This window comes from Thalassovita litoralis, assembly GCF_900182725.1.
GTDB lineage: Bacteria > Pseudomonadota > Alphaproteobacteria > Rhodobacterales > Rhodobacteraceae > Thalassobius > Thalassobius litoralis.
Genome location: NZ_FXTO01000017.1, coordinates 1 through 22291 on the forward strand (window position 1 = coordinate 1; position 22291 = coordinate 22291).

Here is a 22291-nt window from a genome sequence, read left to right on the forward strand (position 1 = left end):
GGGAAAGAACGGTCGCAGCCGCGCCATCTGTTCGTCGGTCAGCCAAAATAGATTGCTCATGATACCCCCTGAAAGTTTGGGGATTTGAAGCATGCAACCAATGCGATCTCAAGCCGATTAATGGGTCCTGAGCCTAGTGTCCTGCCTGCAAAAGCTGCTGAAACGCCTGCGCCAGAATGGTCCCCACCACCCCGTAGACTGTCAGCCACAGCCGTTTTTCCAACCGTTCCATCATTTCTTCCTGCTTTTCGATCCGCCGGTTCAGCGCGTCGTTATGCAACTTGCTCACTCTTTCATGCGCCTCCAGCCGCAACGCAGGTGCGCAATCGAAAGCCTCGAACCCCATACGTTCATCCCGCATGACCGTCCCCTTCCGTGGCCAGAACCGGCAGCCCCAGCATCCGGCGCTTTTCCGTTTCGCTCAGGAACGCGGCCTCGGATACCCGCCGCCAGATCGAGTCCCGCTCGCTCGCCAATGCCGGGACCTGATCCAGATCGGGCCGCAGATCCAGCCGCGCCCCGTCCCCGGTAAACCCAGACAGCCATTCGCCCAGCCGCGCCGTCACCTTCTGCACCAGCGGCAATACCGTCAGACGGTAAAACGCCCGGTTCGCCTCTTGGTAATTGGCATAGGTTGCGTCCCCTGGCAGGCCCAGCATCATCGGCGGCACCCCAAAGGCCAGCGCGATTTCCCGCGCCGCACTTTCCTTGGTTTTCTGGAACTCCATATCGCTGGGCGAAAATCCCATCGGTTTCCAGTCCAGCCCCCCTTCCAGCAGCATTGGCCGCCCCGCATTCCGTGCGCCCTGATGGTGGCTTTCCATTTCCTCCACCAGCCGCTCATACTGATCCGGTGCCAGACTGCCCTGACCGTCGCCGCCGCGATACACAATCGCCCCCGAAGGCCGCGCCGCATTATCCAGCAGTGCCTTTGACCAGCGCGAGGCACTGTTATGCACATCCAACGCCTGTGCCGCCGCCTGCATGGGCGAAAACCCGTAATGGTCATCCTGCGGGTGAAAGTTACGGATATGGCAGATCGGTGGCATGGCCCCCGTCATGTCAAACCGATGCTTGCGCCCATTCACCGCGTACTCATACGCCACCGGCCAACCATCCGTCCCCGGCACCAGCGCCATCCGATCAGACCGCAAAATATGCAACTCCATCGGTACGGCCCCATCGCTGCCCACCGCTTCGACATAGCCGTTCCCGGTCAGCAAAATCTGCGCGTACAGGGCCTCCAGCATTTCGGCCCGTCCCTGCGCCGGATTTGGATGGCGCAGCAACTCTGTCACCGGATGCACATCGTAGCGCTGCAACCGATCCTGCAAACTCAGCGGAACCGAGGCCGCCGCCTCGCTGATCAGCTTCACACAGCGGAACCCCACCGGGTTTCCGGTGAACCCCGTGCGCGTCAAAGACACGGTATCGCGCGGGCTCCAGGCCACCCGCCCCGCGCCCTGAAACGCCACCACCGGGCCGGTGGCGCTGGCCTTGGTTTCCGGCGCGGTCTCAGGCGTCCCGCGTCTGAAGAAGTCCATAATCATACCGTCCACACTCCTTTTCCCAATCAACCCGCAGGCTGCCCCGCTCATCGGCGTTGAAAGACACCCTGATCTGAAAAGTTTAAGAAAACTGAACTAGAGCGTGCGCAGCCTTGGCCGCGCCACCGGACGCTGGTTCAAAATCAGCTCGTGCAAGGCCCAGACCAGCGCATCGGCCCGGTCAGGACTGCCACCGCCCACATATCCGGCGCGGGTCATGGCACATAGCTGATCCTCTAACACGCCCAGGCCACGAACATGATGCACCCGTCCTTGTTCATACAGCGCCGCCACCGGCTCGGCCCGCACGGTTTTTCCACGCGTGGCGTGCAGCTTGCGGAACGGCACATCCGGCGCAACCTGCCGGATCACCGCTTCCACCAGATCACCGCCTTGGTTGACCTCTGCCACCAAACGGTCCGCGCCCCAATCCTGCACCGCCCCGGCTGCCACCCGCGCCCATTCTGTCGGGCCAACGCCCTGCACCGACAGATCGGCCAGCACATAGGCATCCACCCCCGCGATCCCGGCCACCACGATCCCGCATTCATCTGAACCGGCATGGCCCGTCACCGGCGGGTCCACCGCCACCACCACGCGGTCCAGCGGCGGCACGTCATCCACACGGCCGCTTTCGATCATGCCCAATGACCACAGCGCCCCTTCGGCCTCTTCCATCAGCACACCGTCCAATTCCTGCCGCCCCAGCCGCGTCCCGGCATAGCGTTCCTGCACTTCTTTCAGGAAACTTGCCGCCAGATTGGCCCGGTTCGCCTCGGTCGCAGCATGTGTCACCACGGTCGAGGATTGCTTCAACACCCCCTTCAGCACCGGCACGTTACGCGGCGTGGTCGTCACACAGACCCGTGGTGCCTCGCCCAGCCGCAGCCCGAATTGCAACATGTCCCATGTGTCCTGCGCCTTGGGCCATTTCGCCAACTCGTCCACCCATGCCGCATCGAATTGCGGCCCGCGCAAGGCCTCGGGGCTATGGGCGGAAAACACCTGCGCCGTGGCCCCGTTCGGCCAGATCAGCATCTTCCGCCCTGCATGCCATTCGGGGCGGCGATCCGGCGGGGAGCAGGCCAATATCCCGCTTTCCCCGAAAATCATCACCTCGCGCGTTTGATCCACGGTTTCCCCCACGATGGCCAGCCGCCGCGCCCGTCCGGGGTCCAGCGGTTTCGCGCCTTCCACCATGGACCGCACCCATTCCGCCCCGGCACGGGTTTTCCCTGCTCCACGTCCCCCCATGATCACCCAATTCCGCCAGTCACCTTCGGGCGGCAACTGATGCGGCATCGCCCAGAACTCGAACAAAAAAGGGAGAGCAAGAAGCTCTCCCTCGGTCAGGCTATCCAGAAACGCGCCCTGCACCGCGGCAGGAGCGGAGGCGATCCAATCGGCACCTGATACGATCCCGCGCCCCGTCAAAGTCGATGGCATATCCGTTGACAATGCCAGCTTGCTCTTGCTGTCGTTTTGCAAATTCCCTCTCCACTTCTATGGCAATCCGCAACCAATGGCGGATGTCCTGTATCGCCTTCGTGCCGTCCTTGACGACCTCCATGTTTCCATCCCGTAGTTTTGCCTGCATGTTGGCCATATCGGCCCTCAACGCCTCTAGCTGGTTCCTGATTTCAGTCAGGCTTTCGCCCAGCGGAAAGGCGCTGTCGTCGGTCGTGATCAAAGTCATCTTTGCTCGCTCTGCCTCATGCTCGGAGTGGTCCCCGCACGAGAGAAACAGAAAAAGCGGCTCCGGGGTTGCCCCCGCGCCGCTTGCCCACTTCTTCTAGCATGACACAAAACCTACACAGGACCGTTCGCAAAGTCAAGCCAGAACAAAAGCTAACCGTCCGTTATCATTAACAAATCCCTAACAATCACACTTCAATCCCAGCGACCACGCCAAAAAAACGCCCCCATTTTCCAATAAAATGTTTGCGTCCCCCAGCCCCCGGCCTTATGGGGGGCGCAATTTCACAGGCTCTGCCGTTTTCCGTGTCCATTTTGCCCTTTGGCCCACAGAAAGACCGCCCGATGCTTCAAACTCCCTACTACCTGATCGACAAATCGCACCTGCTGGCGAACATGGAAAAAATCGCGTGGCTGCGCGAAGCCTCGGGTGCCAAGGCGCTGCTGGCGCTGAAATGCTTCTCCACTTGGGGCGTGTTCGATTTCATGCGCGATTACATGGACGGCACCACATCGTCCTCGCTGTATGAACTGCGTCTGGGGCGGGAAAAATTCGGCAAGGAAACCCACGCCTATTCCGTCGGCTGGGCCGATCATGAAATAGACGAAGCCGTGTCCTACGCCGACAAGATCATCTTCAATTCGCTGGGCCAGTTGGATCGCTTCGCCCCCCGCGCGGCCTCGATCCCGATGGGTCTGCGTCTGAACCCACGCTTTTCCACCTCGGGCTTTGATCTGGCCGATCCAGCCCGCCCGTTTTCGCGTCTGGGCGAATGGGATTTGCCTCGTCTGGAACAGGCGCTGGATCGCATTTCCGGCGTGATGATCCATTACAACTGTGAAAACAGCGATTTCGATCTGTTTTCGCAACAACTGACCCGCATCGAAACCGAATTTGGCCCCTTCCTGAAGAAACTGAACTGGATCAGCCTTGGCGGCGGCATTCATTTCACCGGGCCGGGCTACCCGCTGGACAAACTCGCCGACCGCCTGAAATCCTTTGCCGATACGCTGGGCGTACAGGTCTATCTGGAACCAGGCGAAGCCAGCATTACCAAATCCACCACGCTCGAAGTGTCGGTTCTGGACATCATCGACAACGGCAAAAAAGTCGCCATCGTTGACAGCAGCATCGAGGCTCACATGCTGGACCTGCTGATCTACCGCGAAACCGCCAAACTGCCGCAACAGGGCGATCACGAATATCAGATTGCCGGGAAAACCTGTCTGGCCGGGGACATCTTCGGGGATGCCCGATTTGAAAAACCGCTGGAAATCGGCGATCATATCAGCATCGACGACGCCGCTGGTTACACAATGGTTAAAAAGAACTGGTTTAATGGCGTGAAAATGCCCGCCATCGCCATCCGCGAACTAGACGGCACCATCCGCCTGCAACGTGACTTCGGTTACGACGATTTCGCCGCCGCGCTTTCCTAAGCGCCTCATTCACCCGAAGAAACCCAAAGGGGGTCCCTACAGTTGAAAAAGAACGTTCTCATCATCGGCGCCGGTGGCGTCGCTCAGGTCGTGGCGCATAAATGCGCGCAAAATAACGATGTGCTTGGCGATATTCACATCGCCAGCCGGACGCTTTCCAAATGCGAAGCGATCCTTGAGTCCGTCCGCGAAAAGGGCGCAATGAAATCCGAGGGCGTTCTTCAGGCGCATCAGGTTGACGCGATGGACACCGTCGCCGTCGCCGCCCTGATCCGGCAGACCAGCGCTCAGATTGTGATCAACGTCGGCTCCGCCTTTGTGAACATGTATGTGCTGGACGCCTGCATTGAAACCGGGGCCGCCTATATCGACACCGCGATTCACGAAGACCCCACCAAGATTTGCGAAACCCCGCCGTGGTACGCGAATTATGAATGGAAAAAACGTGACCTGTGCGCGAAAAAGGGTGTCACCGCCATTCTGGGCGCGGGCTTTGATCCGGGTGTGGTAAACGCCTTTGCCCGCTTTGCCATCGACATGATGGATGACGTGAAATCCATCGACATCGTGGACATCAACGCCGGGTCGCACGGCAAATATTTCGCCACGAACTTTGACCCGGAAATCAACTTCCGCGAATTCACCGGCGTCGTCTACTACTGGGAAGACCAGCAGTGGAAAGAAAAAAAGATGTTCGAATCTGGCCACGATTGGGATCTGCCCGTCGTCGGCACCTGCCGCGCCTATCAGTCCGGCCATGACGAGGTTCACAGCCTTGCCACCAACTACCCGCAGGCCGATGTGCGGTTCTGGATGGGCTTTGGCGAGCATTACATCAACGTCTTTACCGTGCTGCAAAACCTTGGCCTGCTGTCCGAACAGCCCGTCAAAACCGCCGAGGGTCAAGAGGTCGTGCCGCTCAAGGTCATCAAGGCCGTGCTGCCCGATCCGTCGTCGCTGGCGCCGAACTACACCGGCAAAACCTGTATCGGTGATCTGGTCAAAGGCACCAAAGACGGCCAGCCGTTCGAAGTGTTCGTGTACAACGTCGCAGACCACAAAGAAGCCTATAACGAGGTCGGCAGCCAAGGCATTTCCTACACCGCAGGCGTGCCCCCCGTTGCCGCCGCGATGCTGGTTGCCAGCGGCGAATGGGACGCCAAAACCATGAAAAACGTCGAAGAACTGGACCCCAAGCCGTTCTTTAGCATTCTGGACCGGATCGGCCTGCCCACCCGCGTACAGATCGGCGGTCTGGGCGGCGCAGACAAGCCCTGGACAGACGCCTGACACGATCAAAGCCCGGCCTCGCGCCGGGCTTTTTCTTTCGCGAGCCTTATCCCTGCTGCATATATTTCCGCCGCGCCTCTTCTTCGATTGCCCGGCGCATTTCAATGTCAGCCAGCTCTGCCAAAACAGCCGTGCGCTCTGCCGCATCGGTCAGTCCTGCCAACCGCGCCCGCAACTCTGCCGCCTGTTTTTTCAGCGCCATTTCGCGCGGCAATACCCCCGCTTCGGCCATGATCCGAAACCCCGCCGCCACGGCCGCATCCCCCGGTAGTTGCGGCGACAATGGTTTGCCTGCCCCTTTCAGATCCTCAAACTGCCCTTCGGCCTGCGCCTTCAGGATTTGCCGCTCTGCCAGCTTATCAAACCGCATTTGATCCTCGCTTTCACGCGCTACACTTTTTGAGTTTACCACATCCAACACCGCAGGACATTCCCCACCCCCGCAACCCCGGATTGACGCGGCAGCAAAGCCCGATACTGTCGGCGCACAGGGAGAACACCATGAAATCAACTGGCCTGAATACCGGCGCCATCCTTCTGGGCCTGACGCTGGGCGTCTGCATCACCAACGGCTTTGCCCGGTTTGCCTATGGGCTGATCCTGCCCGCCATGCGCGCCGATCTGGATTGGAGCTATACACAGGCCGGGTGGATCAATACCGCCAACGCCTTGGGCTATATCATCGGCGCGATGCTGACGCTGCTGATCGTCCAGCGCATCCCCGCCGCCCGCATTTTTCAATGGGGCATGGGTCTGACCGTTGTGTTCCTGATCGCCACGGCCTTCACCCACGATTACAGCCTGCTGACCCTGTGGCGGCTGCTGACGGGCATCGGCGGCGCAATGGCCTTTATCGCTGGTGGGGCCTTGGCCGCAGCCCTGCACCCCGACAAACAAAGCCGCAACGCGCTGGCCATTGCCATCTATTACGGTGTGGGCGGTGGGTTAGGCATGGTCCTGTCCGGCGCGGGCCTGCCGTGGCTGTTTCACCATTACCCGCCCGCTATCTGGCCCTATAGCTGGGGTCTGATGGGGCTGGTCAGCGCGATCTTCCTGCCGCTGTGTCTGTGGGCCGCACAACAACTTCACCCACCCGTGAAACCCGCCACCCCACCCCAAGGCCACCTGCCGCTGGGGCGCATGATCTTTCAGATTCTGGGCTATTTCGGGTTTGGGCTGGGCTATATCGTCTATGTCACCTTCCTTGTGGCGTGGATGAAACGCGGCTTTGACACCGCAACGCTGATTTCGGCGGTCTGGATCACAATGGGGCTGGGCATCATGCTGTCGCCCTTTATCTGGCGTCCGCTGCTGGCGCGGTTCCGGTCCGGCATCCCGCTGGCCGCGATCCTGATCACAATGGCCGCCGGGGGCTTGTTGCCGCTGGTGCTGCCATCCGTTCTGGGGTTGATCCTGTCCGCCGCCCTGTTTGGCGCGTCGGTCTTCATGGCCCCGTCCGCCGTCACCAGCTTTTGCCGCCTGAACCTGCCCCCCGAACGCTGGGGGCGCGCTGTCAGCCTGTTCACCGTGGTCTTTGCCGTGGGACAAACCATCGGTCCCATCGCCGCCGGTGCACTGGGGGACATCACTGGCGACATCGGCCAAAGCCTTGCTGCGGGCGGCGCAATTCTGGCCTTGGGCGCATTGGTCGCCCTGCTTCAGAAGCCATTGTAAAAAAAACGCCCCCCGAAAGACCGGAGGGCATTGTTGCTACAGATCAGTGACCGACCTTACTGGTTCGCGCGTTCCGCCTCGATCCGCCGCCATTTGGCGACGTTGCGGTTATGTTCATCCAGCGTTTCCGCAAAGGCATGACCGCCCGAACCATCTGCCACGAAGAACACGAAATTCGTATCCGCCGGGTCCATCGCAGCCTGAATGCTGGCCTTGCCGGGGTTGGCGATTGGGGTCGGTGGCAATCCGTCAATTGTATAGGTATTCCAAGGCGTTTCGCGGCGCAGTTCACTTTGCCGCAGCCCCCGGCCCAACACACCTTCGCCCTTGGTGATACCATAGATCACGGTCGGGTCCGTTTGCAGGCGCATCCCTTTTTCCAGACGGTTGATGAACACGCTGGCCACGGTGCGGCGTTCCTCGGGGATGCCGGTTTCCTTTTCGATGATCGAGGCCATGATCAGCGCCTCTTCCTTCGATTGATAGGGCAACCCATCCACCCGGTTTTTCCACGCCTCTTCCAGCGTCAACGCCTGCGCTTCCGTCATTCTTTCGATGACAGACGCCCGCGTATCGCCCACACGCACCTCGTAGCTGTCGGGTGCAAGCGTCCCTTCGGCGGGCAGCGTAGCCACTTCGCCGTCCAGCACGTCGATATGGTTCAACGCGTCCACCACCTGCCAGCTTGTCACACCTTCGGCCACGGCAACGCGATACCGCGTATCGGCCTGCCCGCGCACTTGTGTAAACTTTTCAGGTACTTCGGCGGCGTTGCTGGGATCGAATTCGGCTTTTTCCTCGTAACGGTTCGTGGCCGGGTCCAGTTCGCGCACCACGACGGCAGATTTGGTCACGCCCAGACGGTACACCACTTCAACGCCACAGGTGCTGGCCCCGCCACGCGTCACGATGTCAACGATTTCTTCCATCGAAGACCCCTGCGGGACAAGGAAGCTCCCGGCCTTCAGCTTATCGGCTTTCTGGGTGTAATCCGCCCCCAGCCGCAAAATCGCGCCGCTGGTCACAGCGCCATCTTTTTCAAGACGTTGCGATACAGACTTAAAGCTGGAACCACCTTCAACCCGCAGGCAAATCGCCTCGTCCAAAGGTCCGGCTTCACGATATTGCTGTTGTCCCCACAGGATCAATCCCCCCAGCAGGAACAACGCCACAATCAGGATCGTCAGCGCGTTAGACGCGATGGCTCGCCACATAGGGTCAGCTCACTTTGCCGAACAGAACACTGGCATTGGTGCCGCCAAAGCCAAAGCTGTTGGACAGCGCCACATTGATTTCGCGTTCGCGTTTCTGGTTCGGCGCCAGATCAATCGGGCTGTCCACCGCCGGGGTGTCCAGATTGATCGTCGGCGGGGCCACCTGATCCCGGATCGCAAGGATCGAGAAGATCGCCTCGATCGCGCCAGCGGCGCCCAGCAAATGCCCTGTGGCCGACTTGGTGGATGACATGGTGGCCTTGCCCGCCGCATCGCCCAGCAGCCGTTCCACGGCCGCCAGTTCGATCACATCCGCCATGGTCGAGGTGCCATGCGCGTTGATGTAATCCACCTGATCGGCGGTAATCCCGGCCCGGTTCAGCGCGGCCGTCATCGACCGGAACCCGCCATCGCCATCTTCGGACGGGGCCGTGATGTGATAGGCATCGCCGGACAGGCCATAGCCCAGAACTTCGGCATAGATTTTCGCGCCGCGCGCCTTGGCGTGTTCGTATTCTTCCAGCACGACAACGCCCGCGCCTTCGCCCATAACAAACCCGTCCCGGTCCGCGTCATAGGGGCGGCTGGCCGCCTGAGGGTTGTCTTTGCGCTTCGTGGACAGCGCCTTGCAGGCATTGAACCCGGCAATCCCGATTTCCGAAATCGCAGATTCCGCGCCCCCGGCCAGCATCACATCGGCATCACCCCACTGGATCAGCCGCGCGGCATCACCAATCGCGTGCGCCCCGGTCGAACAGGCCGTGACAACCGCATGGTTCGGCCCCTTGAACCCGTAGCGAATGCTGACCTGTCCCGAAATCAGGTTGATCAACGCCCCCGGAATAAAGAACGGCGACACCCGGCGCGGGCCTTTTTCCTTGATCAGGATCGCAGTATCGGCGATCGAATTCAGCCCACCAATCCCGGACCCGATCATCACGCCGGTGCGCAGGCGGCTTTCTTCGTCCTCGGGCATCCAATTGGCATCACGCACGGCCTGCGTGGCCGCAGCCACCCCGTACAAGATGAAATCATCCACCTTGCGGCGCTCTTTGGGTTCCATCCAGTCATCGGCATTGAACGTGCCGTTGGTGCCATCGCCCAGCGGCAATTCGCAGGCGTAATCAGTTGCCAGATGGCTGGCATCGAAACGGGTAATAGTCCCCGCCCCGGATTCCCCGGCCAGCAGGCGCTTCCAGGTTTCTTCGACCCCACAAGCCAGCGGAGTGACCAGTCCAAGCCCAGTAACAACGACACGACGCATGTTTATGCCCTTCCTCAGCAGTCTTTCTCCGCTCTTACCCTGCATCCTACCCTATGGGCAAGAGTGCGAGGCGACAGGCATCCCGTCCGGGCGCGGATTCACGCCTCTATCTGGCCTGACGCGCAATCAGGCCGACCACCGCCGCCGCCAGTTGCCCGGCGGTTCGCGCCCCCAATCCGTTGATATCCGCCGCAGGCATGAACTCGACCAGATCAAAGGCCGCAATCCGCGCCTTGGCGGCCACCGCTTCGATCAGTTCCAACGCCTGCGCATAGGTCAGCCCACCCGCTGTCGGTGCAATCACCGCAGGCATCACAGACGGGTCCAGCGCGTCACAATCGAAACAGATCACCACATCGCTGCCTTCGGGGATCAGATCAATCGCCCTCTGCACCCCATTCCGCGACACCTCGACCCCGGTCACGAACTGAGCGCCCCAATGTTTTGCGTCCTCATAATCGCTGACACGGGCCGATCCGATCCCCCGCGCCCCAACCTGCACGATCCGCTGAACATGCGCCATTTCGCTGGCCCGCCGCATGGTGGACGAAAGCCCAAGCCTTTCGCCATCCACCTCGTCGCGCCAATCAATATGCGCGTCAATTTGCAGGATGACCAACGGGCCGCGCCCCTCGAACGCCTCCAGCATCGGGGTGGGCAAAGAATCATCGCCCCCCAGCAAAACCGGCACCGCACCGGCATCCAGCACATCGACCACGGTGTCCCGGATCAGCCGCCGGGCGGCGGCGGAATCATCGGCCCGCACGGGCAAATCCCCCAGATCGACCGCCGCCACATCCGGCGGCAGGACCGGCCCCATCAGATCGAAATTCATGTGATGCGCGTTTGCGGTGTAATCCGCCACCCCCGCCCGGATCGCCGCAGGCCCATCCATGCAATAGGCCCCGACACTGTCATATGGCGTGGCAGACCCGGCCCCGATCACCGCAATCTGCGCCCCTTTGGCAGAGCTTCGCACAGGAAACCCCAGAAACCCACCGGCCCCATGCGCCCCGAACATCTTTGCCAGATCGGCCATTTTCATCCCCTTGCATTGCGCCACCACGGCCACCTGTCCGCAGTTAACCCCATATGCAGGCATGAAAAAAGCCCCCGCCGTTTCCGGCAGGGGCCATTTGCAGCATTGCTACGAAACTTAGGACGCTTCGGTGATGAATTTCACAGCATCGCCAAAGGTCTGGATGGTTTCGGCGGCGTCATCGGGGATTTCGATGCCGAATTCTTCTTCGAAAGCCATGACCAGTTCCACGGTGTCCAGGCTGTCTGCGCCCAGATCGTCGATGAACGACGCGTTCTCGGTCACCTTGTCTTCTTCCACACCCAGGTGCTCTACAACGATCTTCTTCACGCGGTCTGCGATATCGCTCATGTCCAAGTCCTTATAACTTCGTTGGGCTTTTGGCCCGGTTCTCCGCCCTCGCCCGCGGGGATGGCTTCTCTGGTAGTGCCCGGTTTAGCGGGCGGCTCGTCTTCCCGCAAGCGGGATGTCCGGCAGCGCATCCAGCCCCCCCGGAAAATCTGCGCGCCCTATAGCACATGGGACGCATGAGGCAAATGGTTTCGCACCCGGATGGCGCAGGGAATCATAGGTGGCTACGATTGCCCTGCTTTCATCTTGCCTCAAATACTCATCACGCAACAGCACAGGCCAGCGCAGCGCCCGACAGGGAACGCCACGCCCTTAGCCCTTACAGCATCGCCATACCGCCATTCACATGCAGCGTGGCCCCGGTCACATAGCCCGCCTCGGGGCTGGATAGATACAGCACAGCCGCCGCGATCTCCTCGGGGGTGCCCATACGGGCGGCCGGGATCTTGCTGTTGATGGCGGCTTTCTGCTCGTCGTTCAGCTTATCGGTCATCGCGGTGGCAATGAAACCCGGCGCTACGGCATTGGCGGTGATTCCGCGACTGGCCACCTCGTAGGCGATGGATTTGGTCAAACCCACCATCCCGGCCTTGGACGCGGCATAGTTCACCTGACCGGGGTTGCCCGTGGCCCCCACGATCGAGCTGATATTCACGATCCGCCCCCAACGCGCCTTCATCATCGGGCGCATGACGCCCCGGCACAGGCGCATGGTGGCGGTCAGGTTCACGTCAATCACGGACTGCCATTCATCGTCCGACATGCGCATGAAAATCTGGTCACGGGTGATCCCGGCATTGTTCACCAGAATATCCACCGCGCCCATTGCTTCCAGCGCTTGTTTCGGCAACGCATCTACCGCCGCCGGATCAGACAGGTTGCACGGCAGCACATGCGCCCGCTCTCCCAGTTCTGCCGCCAAGGCTTCCAGCGGTTCAACCCGTGTGCCGCTTAGCCCCACGGTCGCGCCAGCCCCATGCAGCGCCTTGGCGATAGCCCCGCCAATCCCCCCGGACGCCCCGGTGATCAAAGCGCATTTTCCAGTCAGGTCAAACATGTCCTATCCTTTCTTCCCAGCCAAATTTCTGTCCAAAGAAATTTGACCAGAATTTTCCAAAAATTCTGGCCCCGGCTCAGCCGTTCAGCGCCGATTTTACGTCTTCGGGGGTGCCGATTGCCTTGCAGGCAATGGATTTTTCAATCCGGCGGATCATGCCGGACAGCGCCTTGCCCGCGCCGATTTCCCAAATATCGGTCACACCCTGCTCCGCCATCCACATCACGCTTTCCCGCCAGCGCACAGACCCCGTGACCTGTTCCACCAGCAAGGACCGGATGGTCATCGGATCGTCCACCGCCTTGGCCACCACATTGGCGACAACCGGCACGACAGGGGTTTTGATGTCCACATCATCCAGTGCTTCGGCCATGACGCGGGCGGCGGGGGCCATCAGCTCGCAATGGAACGGGGCGCTGACCGGCAACAGAACCGCGCGTTTCGCGCCTTTTTCCTTGGCCAGTTCCACCGCGCGTTCCACGGCGGCCTTATGTCCCGAAACCACAACCTGCGCCGGGTCGTTATCGTTGGCAGCCTGACACACCTCGCCTTCGGCGGCGGCGGCGGCCACATCGCGGGCGGTTGCGAAATCCAGCCCCAGCAGCGCGGCCATCGCGCCTTCGCCCACTGGCACGGCCTGTTGCATGGCCTGCCCACGGGTCCGCAGCAGGCGGGCGGCGTCGGAAATGCTCAATGCTCCGGCAGCGGCCAGCGCGGAATATTCACCCAGCGAATGCCCCGCCACGAAAGATGCGGTTTCCGCCAGCACCAGCCCTTCGGCCTCCAGCGCCCGCAGCGCCGCCAAAGAGGTCGCCATCAGCGCAGGCTGGGCGTTCTGCGTCAGCGTCAACTGATCCTGTTCGCCGTCCCAGATCAGCGCGCTGAGTTTTTCGCCCAAGGCATTGTCCACCTCGTCGAATACCGCCTTGGCTGCGGGGTAGGCATCGGCCAGCGCCTTGCCCATGCCGATCGTCTGCGCGCCCTGACCGGGAAAAACGAATGCAGTTGTCATGGTCATCCTCGTCCCATTTGCTTTTTTCGTGATGTAACCAGCCGAACGGTTGACCACAAGTAAAACAGCCATTTTTCGCCATATGTCCGTGGATGCAGGGCCAATGTGCGGGGATGCGGATTTTCGCTGCCACGCAGCAAAGATAGGATCGGACGATCTATCCCAAAGGTTCCCGAGGTTCCCCATGTCCCTTCACAACACATCTTTGTCTTACGGCCCGGTCGCGCGGGGGCTGCATTGGGCCACCGCCGTGCTGATCGTGCTGATGATCCCGCTGGGCTTTGCCGCCGAAACGCTGGCGGACTCCGCAAACGCCCCCGGCGCCACCCCGTCAGACGCGGCGATTGCGCGGGTCATCTTTTTGTTTTCGCTCCATAAAACGTTGGGTGTTCTGGTGTTTTTTCTGGCCCTGTCCCGGCTGATCTGGATGATCCTTCAACCCAAACCTGCCCCCCTGCACCCGGATCGCCGGACCGAGACATTTCTGGCGGAAACCGTGCATTTCGCCCTCTATGGGGCGCTGGTGCTGGTGCCGCTGTCAGGCTGGCTGCACCATGCCGCCGCCACGGGTTTCGCCCCGATCTGGTGGCCCTTCGGTCAATCCCTGCCCTTTGTTCCCAAAGACGCGGCGCTGTCGCATGTCTTTTCCGCGCTGCACGGGCTATCTGTCTGGGTGCTGATCGGGGCCTTGGCGCTGCATATTGCCGGGGCGTTGAAACATCACCTGATTGACAAGGACACCACCCTGTCCCGCATGACGCGCGGCACAAGCGGCGGCATTGCGCACACCAACGCCCCTACCCTGCCACTGGTCGCGGCCATTGCCCTGTGGGCGCTGGTGCCGGTCGGGGCATTTTCCGCCGGGTTGTTTGCCACCGGCACAGACAAAACCCCAGAGCTGGCACAGGTCGTCAGCGATTGGCAGGTACATGACGGCACGCTGGGCATCGCCATCACCCAGATGGGCAATCGCGTCGAAGGCACATTTTCCGACTGGACGGCACAAATCAGCTTTGCCGACGATCCAAGCACCGAAAAGAACGGATCGGTCGATGTCACAATCTCCATCCCGTCGCTGACATTGGGATCGGTGACGGATCAGGCGATGGGACCGGACTATTTCGATGCCAGCACCCACCCCACAGCGCGGTTCACCGCCGACATCCTGCGCAGCGCTGATGGGTTTATCGCCAAAGGCACGTTGACGATCAAGGATCACAGCCTGCCGCTGACCCTGCCCTTTACCTTGGTTCAGGACGGCCAGACCGCCACCGCCGAAGGCCAAACCCAAACCGACCGGCGCGATTATGGCATGGGGCAGTCCGTCACAGCCGAAGGCACATTGGGGTTCACTGTCGATATTCTGTTCAAACTGACCGCCACGCGGTAATCATCTGCCCCACATCAAAAAAGCCGCCGGTTTCCCGGCGGCTTTTTCTATTCCCGGCTTAGGCCCGGATCATTCGGCTTTCATCGCCTCGATCGAAATCGAAACTGTCACTTCGTCACTGATATAAGGCGCGTACAGGCCCAGCCCGAATTCCGAACGCACCAGCGTGGTGGTCGCATTAAACCCGGCCCAAGGCTTGCCCGCCATCGGGTGATCGCCTGCCTGTGTCATCACTGCATCCAGCACCACCGATTTGGTCACACCGTTCAGCGACAGATCGCCAGTGATCAGCGCGGTTTTATCGCCAGTCACTTCGATCCCGGTCGAGGTAAAGCTGACCATTTCATCATCCGCCGCATCAAAGAAATCGGGGGACATGAAATGAGCGAACCGCTCTTCCCAGCCGGTCAGCATGGTTTTGACAGGGAAGGACACGGTCACGGACGAATCTGCCGGGGCGGCCTGATCGAACATGATCTCGCCATCAAACCCGGAAAACAGACCGTAAGTCGTGGAAAAGCCAAGGTGATTATAGGAAAACAGAATTTGGCTGTGGCTGGCATCCAGAACGTATTTTTCAGCTTCTGCCGACGCCATGCCAGCGCCAAATGTTGCAGCGGCCAGTGCTGCGGCGAATACGGTGGTTTTCATTTCGGGCACTCCTGTGAATTGCCTGTAAAGGATGCCCGAAAGATCACCGCTTTGCCGCGACGCGGCAATTCCGCACCAATTCACAAACCCTGTTGGAAAATAAACACTCGTTGCGTGTTTACATCGCCGGGCGCTTGCGCAGGCCTTGCAGCGATTGCAGCACGCTGGGGTCTAGATGCGTTCCCACCGCGACGCGCAGCACCTCTTGGCCGCCAGTCAGGCGCGCCTTCAGGATACCGCCGGTCAGGCTGATTTCTTCCATTTCATCAAACCCGTACTGGCCCTGAAGCCGCGCAATCCCATCCCGGCCCCGCAACACATGGTTCAGGCGATGGTTGCTGACATCCAGATGGAACTCCTCGGCAAAGTCTGCGCGACCTGCACCCCACAAGCCCACCGCTATTCCGAAAAACAAGAAGGACATGACCAGCCGCACCAGCATTTCCGCCCCGTCCAGTGTGGCCCCCGGCACCAACCACAGCCCGACCGCAGCCAATCCCAGCACCATGCCGAAAAATTTCATCGTCGCCTGTGTCACCGATTGCGCGCCGTGCATCGCTGCACCGGGTTGGTTCATGCCGTATTGGGTGAAGTTCTTCATGCAGAATCCTTCCTGCTTGTCATCCAGTGTGTCCTGTTCAACCCAAACCTGCATTGCTAAAACGGCAACAATTGGGCAAAGATGCGGGTATATTCCGGTTCCCCCCGCCCCCACAGGAAAACTGCCCCCCGAACCGATATGCAGGGTTGTGAAATGGGCGGTTCCATCGTATAGGCACGCTTCCTTCCGCAATTTTGGATGAACCGCGCAGTCTCTCGTGGATGGGGCGCGGAAGGGTAGCCCTCCTATGAAATGCGCTTGAAAATGAACAGGAGTAAACATGCCGCTTTACGAGCATGTCTTCATCTCGCGCCAGGATCTGTCCAACGCGCAAGCTGAAAGCCTCATCGAACATTTCGGCACCGTTCTGGCTGACAACGGCGGTAAAGTCGTTGATAGCGAGTACTGGGGCGTCAAGACGATGGCCTACAAGATCAACAAAAACCGCAAAGGCCACTATGCCCTGCTGAAAACCGACGCCCCGGCGACGGCTGTGCAGGAAATGGAACGCCTGATGCGCCTGCATGACGACGTGATGCGCGTACTGACCATCAAGGTCGACGCTCACGAAGATGGCCCCTCGGTCCAGATGCAGAAACGCGACGAACGTGGCGAACGCCGCGAACGCCGTTCGTGATCAGCTTGAATAAAGGACGCTAAATCATGGCAGCCAAACCGTTTTTCCGCCGCCGCAAGGTTTGCCCCTTCTCGGGCGACAACGCTCCGGCGATTGACTACAAAGACACCAAACTGTTGCAGCGCTACATCTCTGAGCGCGGCAAAATCGTGCCCTCGCGCATCACTGCCGTTTCGGCCAAGAAGCAGCGTGAACTGGCCCGTGCTATCAAGCGCGCCCGCTTCCTTGCCCTGCTGCCCTACGCCGTGAAGTAAGGAGAGACTGATATGCAAGTTATCCTTCTGGAACGTGTGGCCAAACTGGGCCAAATGGGCGATGTGGTTGATGTGAAACCCGGCTACGCCCGTAACTTCCTGTTGCCGCAAGGCAAGGCGCTGACCGCGTCGGACGCCAATGTTGCTTCGTTCGAAGCACAAAAAGCCCAACTGGAAGCCCGCAACCTGGAAACCAAGAAAGAAGCCGAAGCACTGGCCGAAAAGCTGGGTGGCCAGCAATTCGTGGTGATTCGTTCCGCTTCGGACGGCGGCAACCTGTACGGCTCGGTTACTCCGCGTGACGTGGCCGAAGTCGCCACTGCCGAAGGGTTCTCGGTTGACAAGAAACAGGTCGTCATCATCCTGCCGATCAAGACGCTGGGCCTGCATGACGTTGCTGTCACGCTGCACCCCGAAGTGTCCTGTGGCGTTCAGGTGAACGTGGCCCGTTCGACCGAAGAAGCCGAACTGCAAGCCTCGGGCAAGTCGATTCAAGAACTGGCCGCAGAAGAAGAAGCTGCTGCCGAATTCGAAATCTCCGAACTGTTCGACGAAATCGGCGCCGCCACCTCGGACGACGACGAAGCTCCGGCTGCGGACGACGAAAACTAAGATCGGATTTTTCCGACCGACAGGCCGCGCGAAAGGAACACTTTCGCGCGGCCTTTTTCTGTTTTCGGGACATACACCATACACACGCGTATATTTTCGCGTTTTTTCCGTTTTCCAACTTTCGTTAGTATGGTTACACTTTTGTATAGAATCTGATTTTCCGTATCATAATACGGACCAATTGCCCCAAACCGGGGGATCAACGGCGCGACAATTAACGCGCGGCCTGACGAGAAAGGGCCGAAACATGAATATCGTTGATCTCAGCACGCTGAGAAACCGCGACGTGGATTTCGTGCAGTTCCTGAACGAACTTTGCGACAGTCTGGGGTTCGACTACGCGTCTTACGCCACCAGCTCGCCGATTTCCGGCGATGTGCAGGGCTATGCCAACTATCCCGATAGCTGGAAGCTGCATTATATGCAGCGCGGGTTGCACCGGATCGACCCTACCCTGCATAAATCCGCGCTCAGCATCGCCCCCGTCGATTGGAGCCGCTTTACCCAAGACAAGCGGTTTAACACGGTCTTTTCCGATGCAGGCGATTTTGGCATCACCCCGCGCGGCCTGACGGTGCCGGTACGTGGCCCCTATGGCGATTGCGGTTTGCTGAACGTGACCCGGAAATGCTCGGATGCGGAATGGTACAGCCAGATCCGCCACGTCGTTGGGGAATTGCAAGTGGCGGCGGTCCACATACATGATCGCGTGATGCATTCCGGCATCCTTCACAAGGCGCTGGCCACCCCGATTTTGTCCCAACGCGAATTGGAAATTCTGCAATGGGTTGCTGTTGGAAAATCCCAGCAGGACGTGGGCGACATCCTGTCAATCTCGCACCGCACGGTCGAGGTTCACCTGCGCTCCAGCCGTGAAAAACTGGGGGCATTAACCACGGCGCAAGCTATCGGTCGCGCCATCGGTCTTGGCATGATACACCCCGGCTGATCCGTACCAACAAAAAGAAGCTTTTGAAATACATAATTAATTAGTGTAATTTCCCCTGCGACATCTTCGGGAAAGCGTCATTTTCTGCCGCGTGATCCGCAGGTCTACGGGAAACCCCTAATAGCCCCCCCTTCTACCCCGAGTAGACTTTACCAGCACTGATACTGGTAGGGGAAACCAATATGATCATCGTTGTGGATGCGCTGAACAAACATTTGTTCCAAGATGTTTTAACCGAAATGTACCGCTTGCGGGCCCGCGTTTTTCAGGATCGTCTGGGCTGGGAAGTAACGGTTCGCGATGGGATGGAAATCGACTCGTTTGATGCCCTGAACCCCGCGCATGTGATTTGTTTGGATGATGATGGCGATGTTGTGGGCTGTATGCGCCTGCTGCAAACCACCGGGCCGCATATGTTGGCCGATGTATTCCACAGCATTCTGGACGGCGAACCGCCCCTGCGCAGCAGCAGCGTATGGGAAGCCACCCGTTTTTGTGTCGACACCAAGAAGCTATCGGGCGGCAAATCCCGTAACTCGATTTCCTACGTCACCAGCGAAGTCATGGCTGGCGCGTTTGAATATGCTATGAAGGCAGGCGTCACGGATGCCGTGGCGGTGATTGACCCTGTGATGAACCGCGTCTTGCAGCGGTCCAATAACGCGCCCTACGATTATCTGGGCAGCGCCAAGCCGATGGGCAAGGTCGTTGCGATGGCCGCCCTGATGGACTGCACCCCGGAACGGGTTAACGCCATCCGCGATTTTGCCGGGATTTCGGGCGATGTATTCGCCACGCCCGAAGCGGCGCTGGACTGTTTCTATCGTAATCGCCGCCCCCAAACGGCCAAACGCGCCATTACCAATCCCCGGACAGCGCTGCTGCAATATTGTCAGGAACAATATGACAGTGCCGACACCCCCGAAGAACGCGCCGCAGCCGAGGCTTTGCGGCTGGAACTATCGCCGCTGATTGATGATGCGCCCGTCCGCCGCTGTCAGGCGTAATCTAAGAATACTGACCACTCACGGACAGTCAGCCGCTATCCACCGAAATTTTCGCCGGTGGGTAGCGGCGCCATACGGATCAGTCGGGAATCACTCACCCCGGCCTGACGATGCACCATCGCCTCGCGGTATTCCGGGTCTTTGATCATTTCCGCGAATGTCCCCGGACCGGGGTATTCCGCGATAAAGCACAGATCCCAGTCTTCGTCCTGCGGGCCAATCAACATCTGTTCCATTGCGCCGCGCCACACGATCCGCCCGCCCAGCCGTTCCAGTACCTTCTGACTACCCGTACCATAAGCGGCATAGGCTTCGGCCCCTGTGGCGTCACGCCCGTCCGGGTATTCCGCCTTATCCCGCAATTTCACAAGGTTCAGCATATGGATCGGACCGGGCCGGTCATTGGCCCGAAACGCCGCGAAATCGTCCTTGCTAAAGCTGGTATAGGTCATAATACGCCTCCCCTGATCAAACCCTTGGGCGCAGGCTGGGCCACGCCACAGGGCTTCGTCAAGCGTCACAGACATTACGCCACGTCGCATACCATCGCGCGACTGGCAGCCAATTCCGCCTGAAACACTGCTTTGGGGCCATCGTGTCCAGCAGGCAAGGCGCCAATCACCTCTTCGGCCCAATCAAGATAGGCATTTTTCCACTCCACAGACCAAGACGCCGGAGGCGACATCCGCAAGGCCCGCACGTTACTGGTTTTATCAGCGATCTTGATCAGGGCTGCCCCCGGCGATTTGCCAGCCGCATGTTTGACTTGCTGGCGTTTACGCTCTGCCTTGGGCAGGGACTTGTCATCAGTGACTTCCATAACCAACCCGGCCACAATCGCTCCGAACAAATCAGTCAATTCCGATTGGCTCGTTGGCGGACAATCTTCAACCGTATCATGCAACCAAGCCGCCGCGATCCAGTCTTCGGAACCACCCCAGCCCGCCACCAAATCGGCCACTTCCCGCAAATGAACCTCATAGGGTTCTTCGGCCAGACCTTTGCGAATTTGGCCAGCATGGCGTTCCTGCGCAAAAGCGCGTGCGCGTTCGATCAATGTCATGGCATTCTCCTCTGCCGACAGCCCGCATGGTCCCAAACAAAACCTGCTGGGCCATCAAAAAGTTTAATCTTCAGGAAAAGCAGTTCATCCCGGCATCAAGCCTTCGGACTGCACATGCAGGATGGATCATCCGCGTGGAGAATGCAAGTCACATAAAAAAGGCCACCGCAAAGGGTGGCCTTCAGTGTCATCAAATGACGCAGGACTTATTCGTCGTCCAGTGCCTCGACCGCAGTTTGAAGATCGTCTTTCGACACTTCTTTCTCGGTCACTTTGGCCTGTTCAACAACGTGATCCACGACCTTGTCTTCAAAGATCGGCGCACGCAGTTGCTGCTGCATCTGCTGGTTCTGCTGGATGAACTCGAAGAACTGGCGTTCTTGGCCCGGATACTGGCGGGCTTGGTTCATGATCGCCTGAGTCATCTCGGCATCGGTGACTTCCACCTCGGCCTTGCGGCCAATCTCGGCCAGCAACAGGCCCAGACGCACGCGGCGTTCTGCCAGCTTGGTGTGTTCCTCGGTGGTTTCGATGTTCCCGTGGTTGTGGTCGTGGACCTCGGGGTTATCTTCGTGCCACAGCTGATGTGCGATCTGGTTGGCTTCGGCTTCCACCAGCGACGGCGGCAGGTCGAAGGACACTTTGCCATCCAGAACGTCCAGCAGTTTGCGCTTCAGCACAGCGCGCGATGCACCGGCATATTCAGCTTCCAGACGCTCGGCTACTTGGCCTTTCAGCGCGGCCAGATCGTCCGAACCGAATTTCTGCGCCAGCTCGTCGTTGATTTCAGCCGCGACCGGCTCGTTCACGGCTTTGATGGTGCAGGTGAATACAGCCGCTTTGCCAGCCAGATTGGCCGCGCCGTATTCTTCGGGGAACGTGACGTTCACGTCCATTTCTTCGCCTTCTTTGGCTTCACCGATCAGCTGATCCTCGAAACCGGGGATAAAGCTGTTGGAACCCAGAACCAGCGGGTAATCTTCGGCCGAACCGCCGTCGAACGCTTCGCCGTCCACCTTGCCGACGAAATCCATGACGACCTGATCGCCTTCTTTCGCCTTGGTGCCTTTGCGGCGTTTTTTCCAGTCGGATACGGTTTCCGCCAGCGAGGCCAAGGCTTCGTCGATCGCGGCATCGTCCGCTTTCACGACCATGCGCTCCAGCTCGACGTCGGAAAAATCGACTTCGGGGATTTCCGGCAGGGCTTCATAGGACATGGTGACTTTGACATCGTCACCCTCTTTCCAGTTTTCGCCATCCACCATGTTGACCTGCGGCTGCATCGCCGGACGGTCGCCCGAGCTTTCAAAATGCTCGTTCATGGCACCGTCGATGGTTTCCTGCATAGCTTCGCCCAACAGACGCTGGCCGAATTGCTTGCGCAGCAGCGCCATCGGCACCTTGCCTTTGCGGAAGCCCTTCATCTCGATCTCGGGCTGGGCTTCGGTCAGCTTTTCGGTGACTTTCGCATCCAGTTCGGCCGCCGTGACGGTGATCTCGTAACCGCGCTTCAGGCCTTCGTTCAGGGTCTCGGTGACCTGCAT

At 59.6% G+C, this 22291-nt stretch carries 25 protein-coding genes; 9 read left to right on the forward strand and 16 right to left on the reverse strand.

What is annotated here, in order from left to right; translation table 11 throughout:
- Positions 1-133 precede the first annotated feature (133 nt).
- From FN828_RS12820 to FN828_RS20550, 4 genes are all read right to left on the reverse strand, one after another.
- A complete protein-coding gene (locus FN828_RS12820) occupies positions 134-361 on the reverse strand; it encodes a GTA head formation protein, RCAP_rcc01685 family (RefSeq protein ID WP_185959015.1) in 228 nt (75 codons plus the stop codon).
- Positions 351-1550 (reverse strand): phage portal protein, encoded by a 1200-nt coding sequence (locus tag FN828_RS12825; RefSeq protein ID WP_142493876.1) that lies wholly within the window; start codon positions 1548-1550, stop codon positions 351-353. The genes FN828_RS12820 and FN828_RS12825 overlap by 11 nt, the downstream gene beginning before the upstream one ends.
- Before the next feature lie 93 nt (positions 1551-1643).
- Positions 1644-2993 carry a DNA-packaging protein gene (locus tag FN828_RS12830; RefSeq protein WP_142493944.1) on the reverse strand — a complete coding sequence of 450 codons (1350 nt, stop codon included), beginning with the start codon at positions 2991-2993 and terminating at the stop codon, positions 1644-1646.
- A complete protein-coding gene (locus FN828_RS20550) occupies positions 2902-3243 on the reverse strand; it encodes a hypothetical protein (RefSeq protein WP_185959016.1) in 342 nt (113 codons plus the stop codon). Before FN828_RS20550 ends, FN828_RS12830 begins: the two co-directional genes overlap by 92 nt.
- A gap of 344 nt (positions 3244-3587) precedes the next feature.
- Between FN828_RS20550 and FN828_RS12835 the strand changes: the two genes are divergently transcribed.
- Together FN828_RS12835 and FN828_RS12840 are read left to right on the forward strand one after the other, a co-directional pair.
- On the forward strand, positions 3588-4682 hold the full coding sequence (locus FN828_RS12835; RefSeq protein WP_142493877.1) for a carboxynorspermidine decarboxylase: 1095 nt from the start codon (positions 3588-3590) through the stop codon (positions 4680-4682).
- 42 nt (positions 4683-4724) lie between these two features.
- Positions 4725-5972, forward strand: a complete 1248-nt coding sequence (locus FN828_RS12840) for a saccharopine dehydrogenase family protein (protein ID WP_142493878.1) — start codon at positions 4725-4727, stop codon at positions 5970-5972.
- Between the two features lie 46 nt (positions 5973-6018).
- Here the strand turns inward: FN828_RS12840 and FN828_RS12845 are convergent, their stop codons facing one another.
- Complete coding sequence (locus FN828_RS12845; RefSeq protein WP_142493879.1) at positions 6019-6342, reverse strand: DnaJ family domain-containing protein; 324 nt, start codon at positions 6340-6342, stop codon at positions 6019-6021.
- Between the two features lie 131 nt (positions 6343-6473).
- On the opposite strand from FN828_RS12845, the gene FN828_RS12850 reads away from it, so the two are divergent.
- Entirely contained in the window at positions 6474-7646 is a 1173-nt protein-coding gene (locus FN828_RS12850) for a YbfB/YjiJ family MFS transporter (RefSeq protein WP_235891481.1), read from the forward strand.
- 56 nt (positions 7647-7702) lie between these two features.
- Here the strand turns inward: FN828_RS12850 and mltG are convergent, their stop codons facing one another.
- The 6 genes from mltG to fabD all read right to left on the reverse strand — a co-directional run bounded on the left by mltG (position 7703) and on the right by fabD (position 13583).
- Positions 7703-8860: an endolytic transglycosylase MltG gene (gene mltG, locus FN828_RS12855; RefSeq protein ID WP_142493881.1), complete on the reverse strand. Its 1158-nt coding sequence runs from the start codon at positions 8858-8860 to the stop codon at positions 7703-7705.
- Between the two features lie 4 nt (positions 8861-8864).
- Complete coding sequence (fabF, locus tag FN828_RS12860; protein ID WP_142493882.1) at positions 8865-10124, reverse strand: beta-ketoacyl-ACP synthase II; 1260 nt, start codon at positions 10122-10124, stop codon at positions 8865-8867.
- A gap of 106 nt (positions 10125-10230) precedes the next feature.
- Entirely contained in the window at positions 10231-11226 is a 996-nt protein-coding gene (locus FN828_RS12865) for an arginase family protein (protein WP_235891482.1), read from the reverse strand.
- Between the two features lie 54 nt (positions 11227-11280).
- Positions 11281-11514 (reverse strand): acyl carrier protein, encoded by a 234-nt coding sequence (locus FN828_RS12870; protein ID WP_066009325.1) that lies wholly within the window; start codon positions 11512-11514, stop codon positions 11281-11283.
- Between the two features lie 319 nt (positions 11515-11833).
- A complete protein-coding gene (gene fabG, locus FN828_RS12875; protein WP_142493883.1) occupies positions 11834-12571 on the reverse strand; it encodes a 3-oxoacyl-[acyl-carrier-protein] reductase in 738 nt (245 codons plus the stop codon).
- A 76-nt stretch (positions 12572-12647) separates the two neighbouring features.
- Positions 12648-13583 (reverse strand): ACP S-malonyltransferase, encoded by a 936-nt coding sequence (gene fabD, locus FN828_RS12880; RefSeq protein WP_142493884.1) that lies wholly within the window; start codon positions 13581-13583, stop codon positions 12648-12650.
- 184 nt (positions 13584-13767) lie between these two features.
- On the opposite strand from fabD, the gene FN828_RS12885 reads away from it, so the two are divergent.
- On the forward strand, positions 13768-14973 hold the full coding sequence (locus FN828_RS12885) for a cytochrome b/b6 domain-containing protein (protein ID WP_142493885.1): 1206 nt from the start codon (positions 13768-13770) through the stop codon (positions 14971-14973).
- Between the two features lie 69 nt (positions 14974-15042).
- Here FN828_RS12885 and FN828_RS12890 read toward each other — a convergent pair whose 3' ends face one another.
- Together FN828_RS12890 and FN828_RS12895 are read right to left on the reverse strand one after the other, a co-directional pair.
- A complete protein-coding gene (locus FN828_RS12890; RefSeq protein ID WP_142493886.1) occupies positions 15043-15624 on the reverse strand; it encodes a YceI family protein in 582 nt (193 codons plus the stop codon).
- Positions 15625-15742: 118 nt separating this feature from the next.
- A complete protein-coding gene (locus FN828_RS12895; protein WP_142493887.1) occupies positions 15743-16225 on the reverse strand; it encodes a hypothetical protein in 483 nt (160 codons plus the stop codon).
- A 280-nt stretch (positions 16226-16505) separates the two neighbouring features.
- Between FN828_RS12895 and rpsF the strand changes: the two genes are divergently transcribed.
- The 5 genes from rpsF (at position 16506) to FN828_RS12920 (ending at position 19684) form a co-directional block, all read left to right on the forward strand.
- Entirely contained in the window at positions 16506-16862 is a 357-nt protein-coding gene (gene rpsF, locus FN828_RS12900; RefSeq protein WP_142493888.1) for a 30S ribosomal protein S6, read from the forward strand.
- 26 nt (positions 16863-16888) lie between these two features.
- Entirely contained in the window at positions 16889-17116 is a 228-nt protein-coding gene (rpsR, locus tag FN828_RS12905; RefSeq protein ID WP_073249614.1) for a 30S ribosomal protein S18, read from the forward strand.
- 12 nt (positions 17117-17128) lie between these two features.
- On the forward strand, positions 17129-17728 hold the full coding sequence (rplI, locus tag FN828_RS12910; RefSeq protein WP_142493889.1) for a 50S ribosomal protein L9: 600 nt from the start codon (positions 17129-17131) through the stop codon (positions 17726-17728).
- A gap of 247 nt (positions 17729-17975) precedes the next feature.
- A complete protein-coding gene (locus FN828_RS12915) occupies positions 17976-18677 on the forward strand; it encodes an autoinducer binding domain-containing protein (protein ID WP_142493890.1) in 702 nt (233 codons plus the stop codon).
- A 182-nt stretch (positions 18678-18859) separates the two neighbouring features.
- Positions 18860-19684, forward strand: a complete 825-nt coding sequence (locus tag FN828_RS12920) for an acyl-homoserine-lactone synthase (protein ID WP_142493891.1) — start codon at positions 18860-18862, stop codon at positions 19682-19684.
- 35 nt (positions 19685-19719) lie between these two features.
- Here the strand turns inward: FN828_RS12920 and FN828_RS12925 are convergent, their stop codons facing one another.
- The 3 genes from FN828_RS12925 to tig form a co-directional block, all read right to left on the reverse strand.
- Positions 19720-20136, reverse strand: a complete 417-nt coding sequence (locus FN828_RS12925) for a DUF1330 domain-containing protein (protein ID WP_142493892.1) — start codon at positions 20134-20136, stop codon at positions 19720-19722.
- Between the two features lie 74 nt (positions 20137-20210).
- Positions 20211-20747 (reverse strand): HD domain-containing protein, encoded by a 537-nt coding sequence (locus FN828_RS12930; protein WP_142493893.1) that lies wholly within the window; start codon positions 20745-20747, stop codon positions 20211-20213.
- Positions 20748-20953: 206 nt separating this feature from the next.
- Positions 20954-22291 carry a trigger factor gene (tig, locus tag FN828_RS12935; RefSeq protein WP_142493894.1) on the reverse strand — a complete coding sequence of 446 codons (1338 nt, stop codon included), beginning with the start codon at positions 22289-22291 and terminating at the stop codon, positions 20954-20956.

What these genes read in the sequence shown, in the direction of transcription:
- FN828_RS12820 (WP_185959015.1), bottom strand. Translation starts at nt 361, where the DNA reads ATGCGGGATGAACGTATGGGGTTCGAGGCTTTCGATTGCGCACCTGCG.
- FN828_RS12825 (WP_142493876.1), bottom strand. Translation starts at nt 1,550, where the DNA reads ATGATTATGGACTTCTTCAGACGCGGGACGCCTGAGACCGCGCCGGAA.
- FN828_RS12830 (WP_142493944.1), bottom strand. Translation starts at nt 2,993, where the DNA reads ATGCCATCGACTTTGACGGGGCGCGGGATCGTATCAGGTGCCGATTGG.
- FN828_RS20550 (WP_185959016.1), bottom strand. Translation starts at nt 3,243, where the DNA reads ATGACTTTGATCACGACCGACGACAGCGCCTTTCCGCTGGGCGAAAGC.
- FN828_RS12835 (WP_142493877.1), top strand. Translation starts at nt 3,588, where the DNA reads ATGCTTCAAACTCCCTACTACCTGATCGACAAATCGCACCTGCTGGCG.
- FN828_RS12845 (WP_142493879.1), bottom strand. Translation starts at nt 6,342, where the DNA reads ATGCGGTTTGATAAGCTGGCAGAGCGGCAAATCCTGAAGGCGCAGGCC.
- FN828_RS12850 (WP_235891481.1), top strand. Translation starts at nt 6,474, where the DNA reads ATGAAATCAACTGGCCTGAATACCGGCGCCATCCTTCTGGGCCTGACG.
- mltG (WP_142493881.1), bottom strand. Translation starts at nt 8,860, where the DNA reads ATGTGGCGAGCCATCGCGTCTAACGCGCTGACGATCCTGATTGTGGCG.
- fabF (WP_142493882.1), bottom strand. Translation starts at nt 10,124, where the DNA reads ATGCGTCGTGTCGTTGTTACTGGGCTTGGACTGGTCACTCCGCTGGCT.
- FN828_RS12865 (WP_235891482.1), bottom strand. Translation starts at nt 11,226, where the DNA reads ATGCCTGCATATGGGGTTAACTGCGGACAGGTGGCCGTGGTGGCGCAA.
- FN828_RS12870 (WP_066009325.1), bottom strand. Translation starts at nt 11,514, where the DNA reads ATGAGCGATATCGCAGACCGCGTGAAGAAGATCGTTGTAGAGCACCTG.
- fabG (WP_142493883.1), bottom strand. Translation starts at nt 12,571, where the DNA reads ATGTTTGACCTGACTGGAAAATGCGCTTTGATCACCGGGGCGTCCGGG.
- fabD (WP_142493884.1), bottom strand. Translation starts at nt 13,583, where the DNA reads ATGACAACTGCATTCGTTTTTCCCGGTCAGGGCGCGCAGACGATCGGC.
- FN828_RS12885 (WP_142493885.1), top strand. Translation starts at nt 13,768, where the DNA reads ATGTCCCTTCACAACACATCTTTGTCTTACGGCCCGGTCGCGCGGGGG.
- FN828_RS12890 (WP_142493886.1), bottom strand. Translation starts at nt 15,624, where the DNA reads ATGAAAACCACCGTATTCGCCGCAGCACTGGCCGCTGCAACATTTGGC.
- FN828_RS12895 (WP_142493887.1), bottom strand. Translation starts at nt 16,225, where the DNA reads ATGAAGAACTTCACCCAATACGGCATGAACCAACCCGGTGCAGCGATG.
- rpsF (WP_142493888.1), top strand. Translation starts at nt 16,506, where the DNA reads ATGCCGCTTTACGAGCATGTCTTCATCTCGCGCCAGGATCTGTCCAAC.
- rpsR (WP_073249614.1), top strand. Translation starts at nt 16,889, where the DNA reads ATGGCAGCCAAACCGTTTTTCCGCCGCCGCAAGGTTTGCCCCTTCTCG.
- rplI (WP_142493889.1), top strand. Translation starts at nt 17,129, where the DNA reads ATGCAAGTTATCCTTCTGGAACGTGTGGCCAAACTGGGCCAAATGGGC.
- FN828_RS12915 (WP_142493890.1), top strand. Translation starts at nt 17,976, where the DNA reads ATGAATATCGTTGATCTCAGCACGCTGAGAAACCGCGACGTGGATTTC.
- FN828_RS12920 (WP_142493891.1), top strand. Translation starts at nt 18,860, where the DNA reads ATGATCATCGTTGTGGATGCGCTGAACAAACATTTGTTCCAAGATGTT.
- FN828_RS12925 (WP_142493892.1), bottom strand. Translation starts at nt 20,136, where the DNA reads ATGACCTATACCAGCTTTAGCAAGGACGATTTCGCGGCGTTTCGGGCC.
- FN828_RS12930 (WP_142493893.1), bottom strand. Translation starts at nt 20,747, where the DNA reads ATGACATTGATCGAACGCGCACGCGCTTTTGCGCAGGAACGCCATGCT.
- tig (WP_142493894.1), bottom strand. Translation starts at nt 22,291, where the DNA reads ATGCAGGTCACCGAGACCCTGAACGAAGGCCTGAAGCGCGGTTACGAG.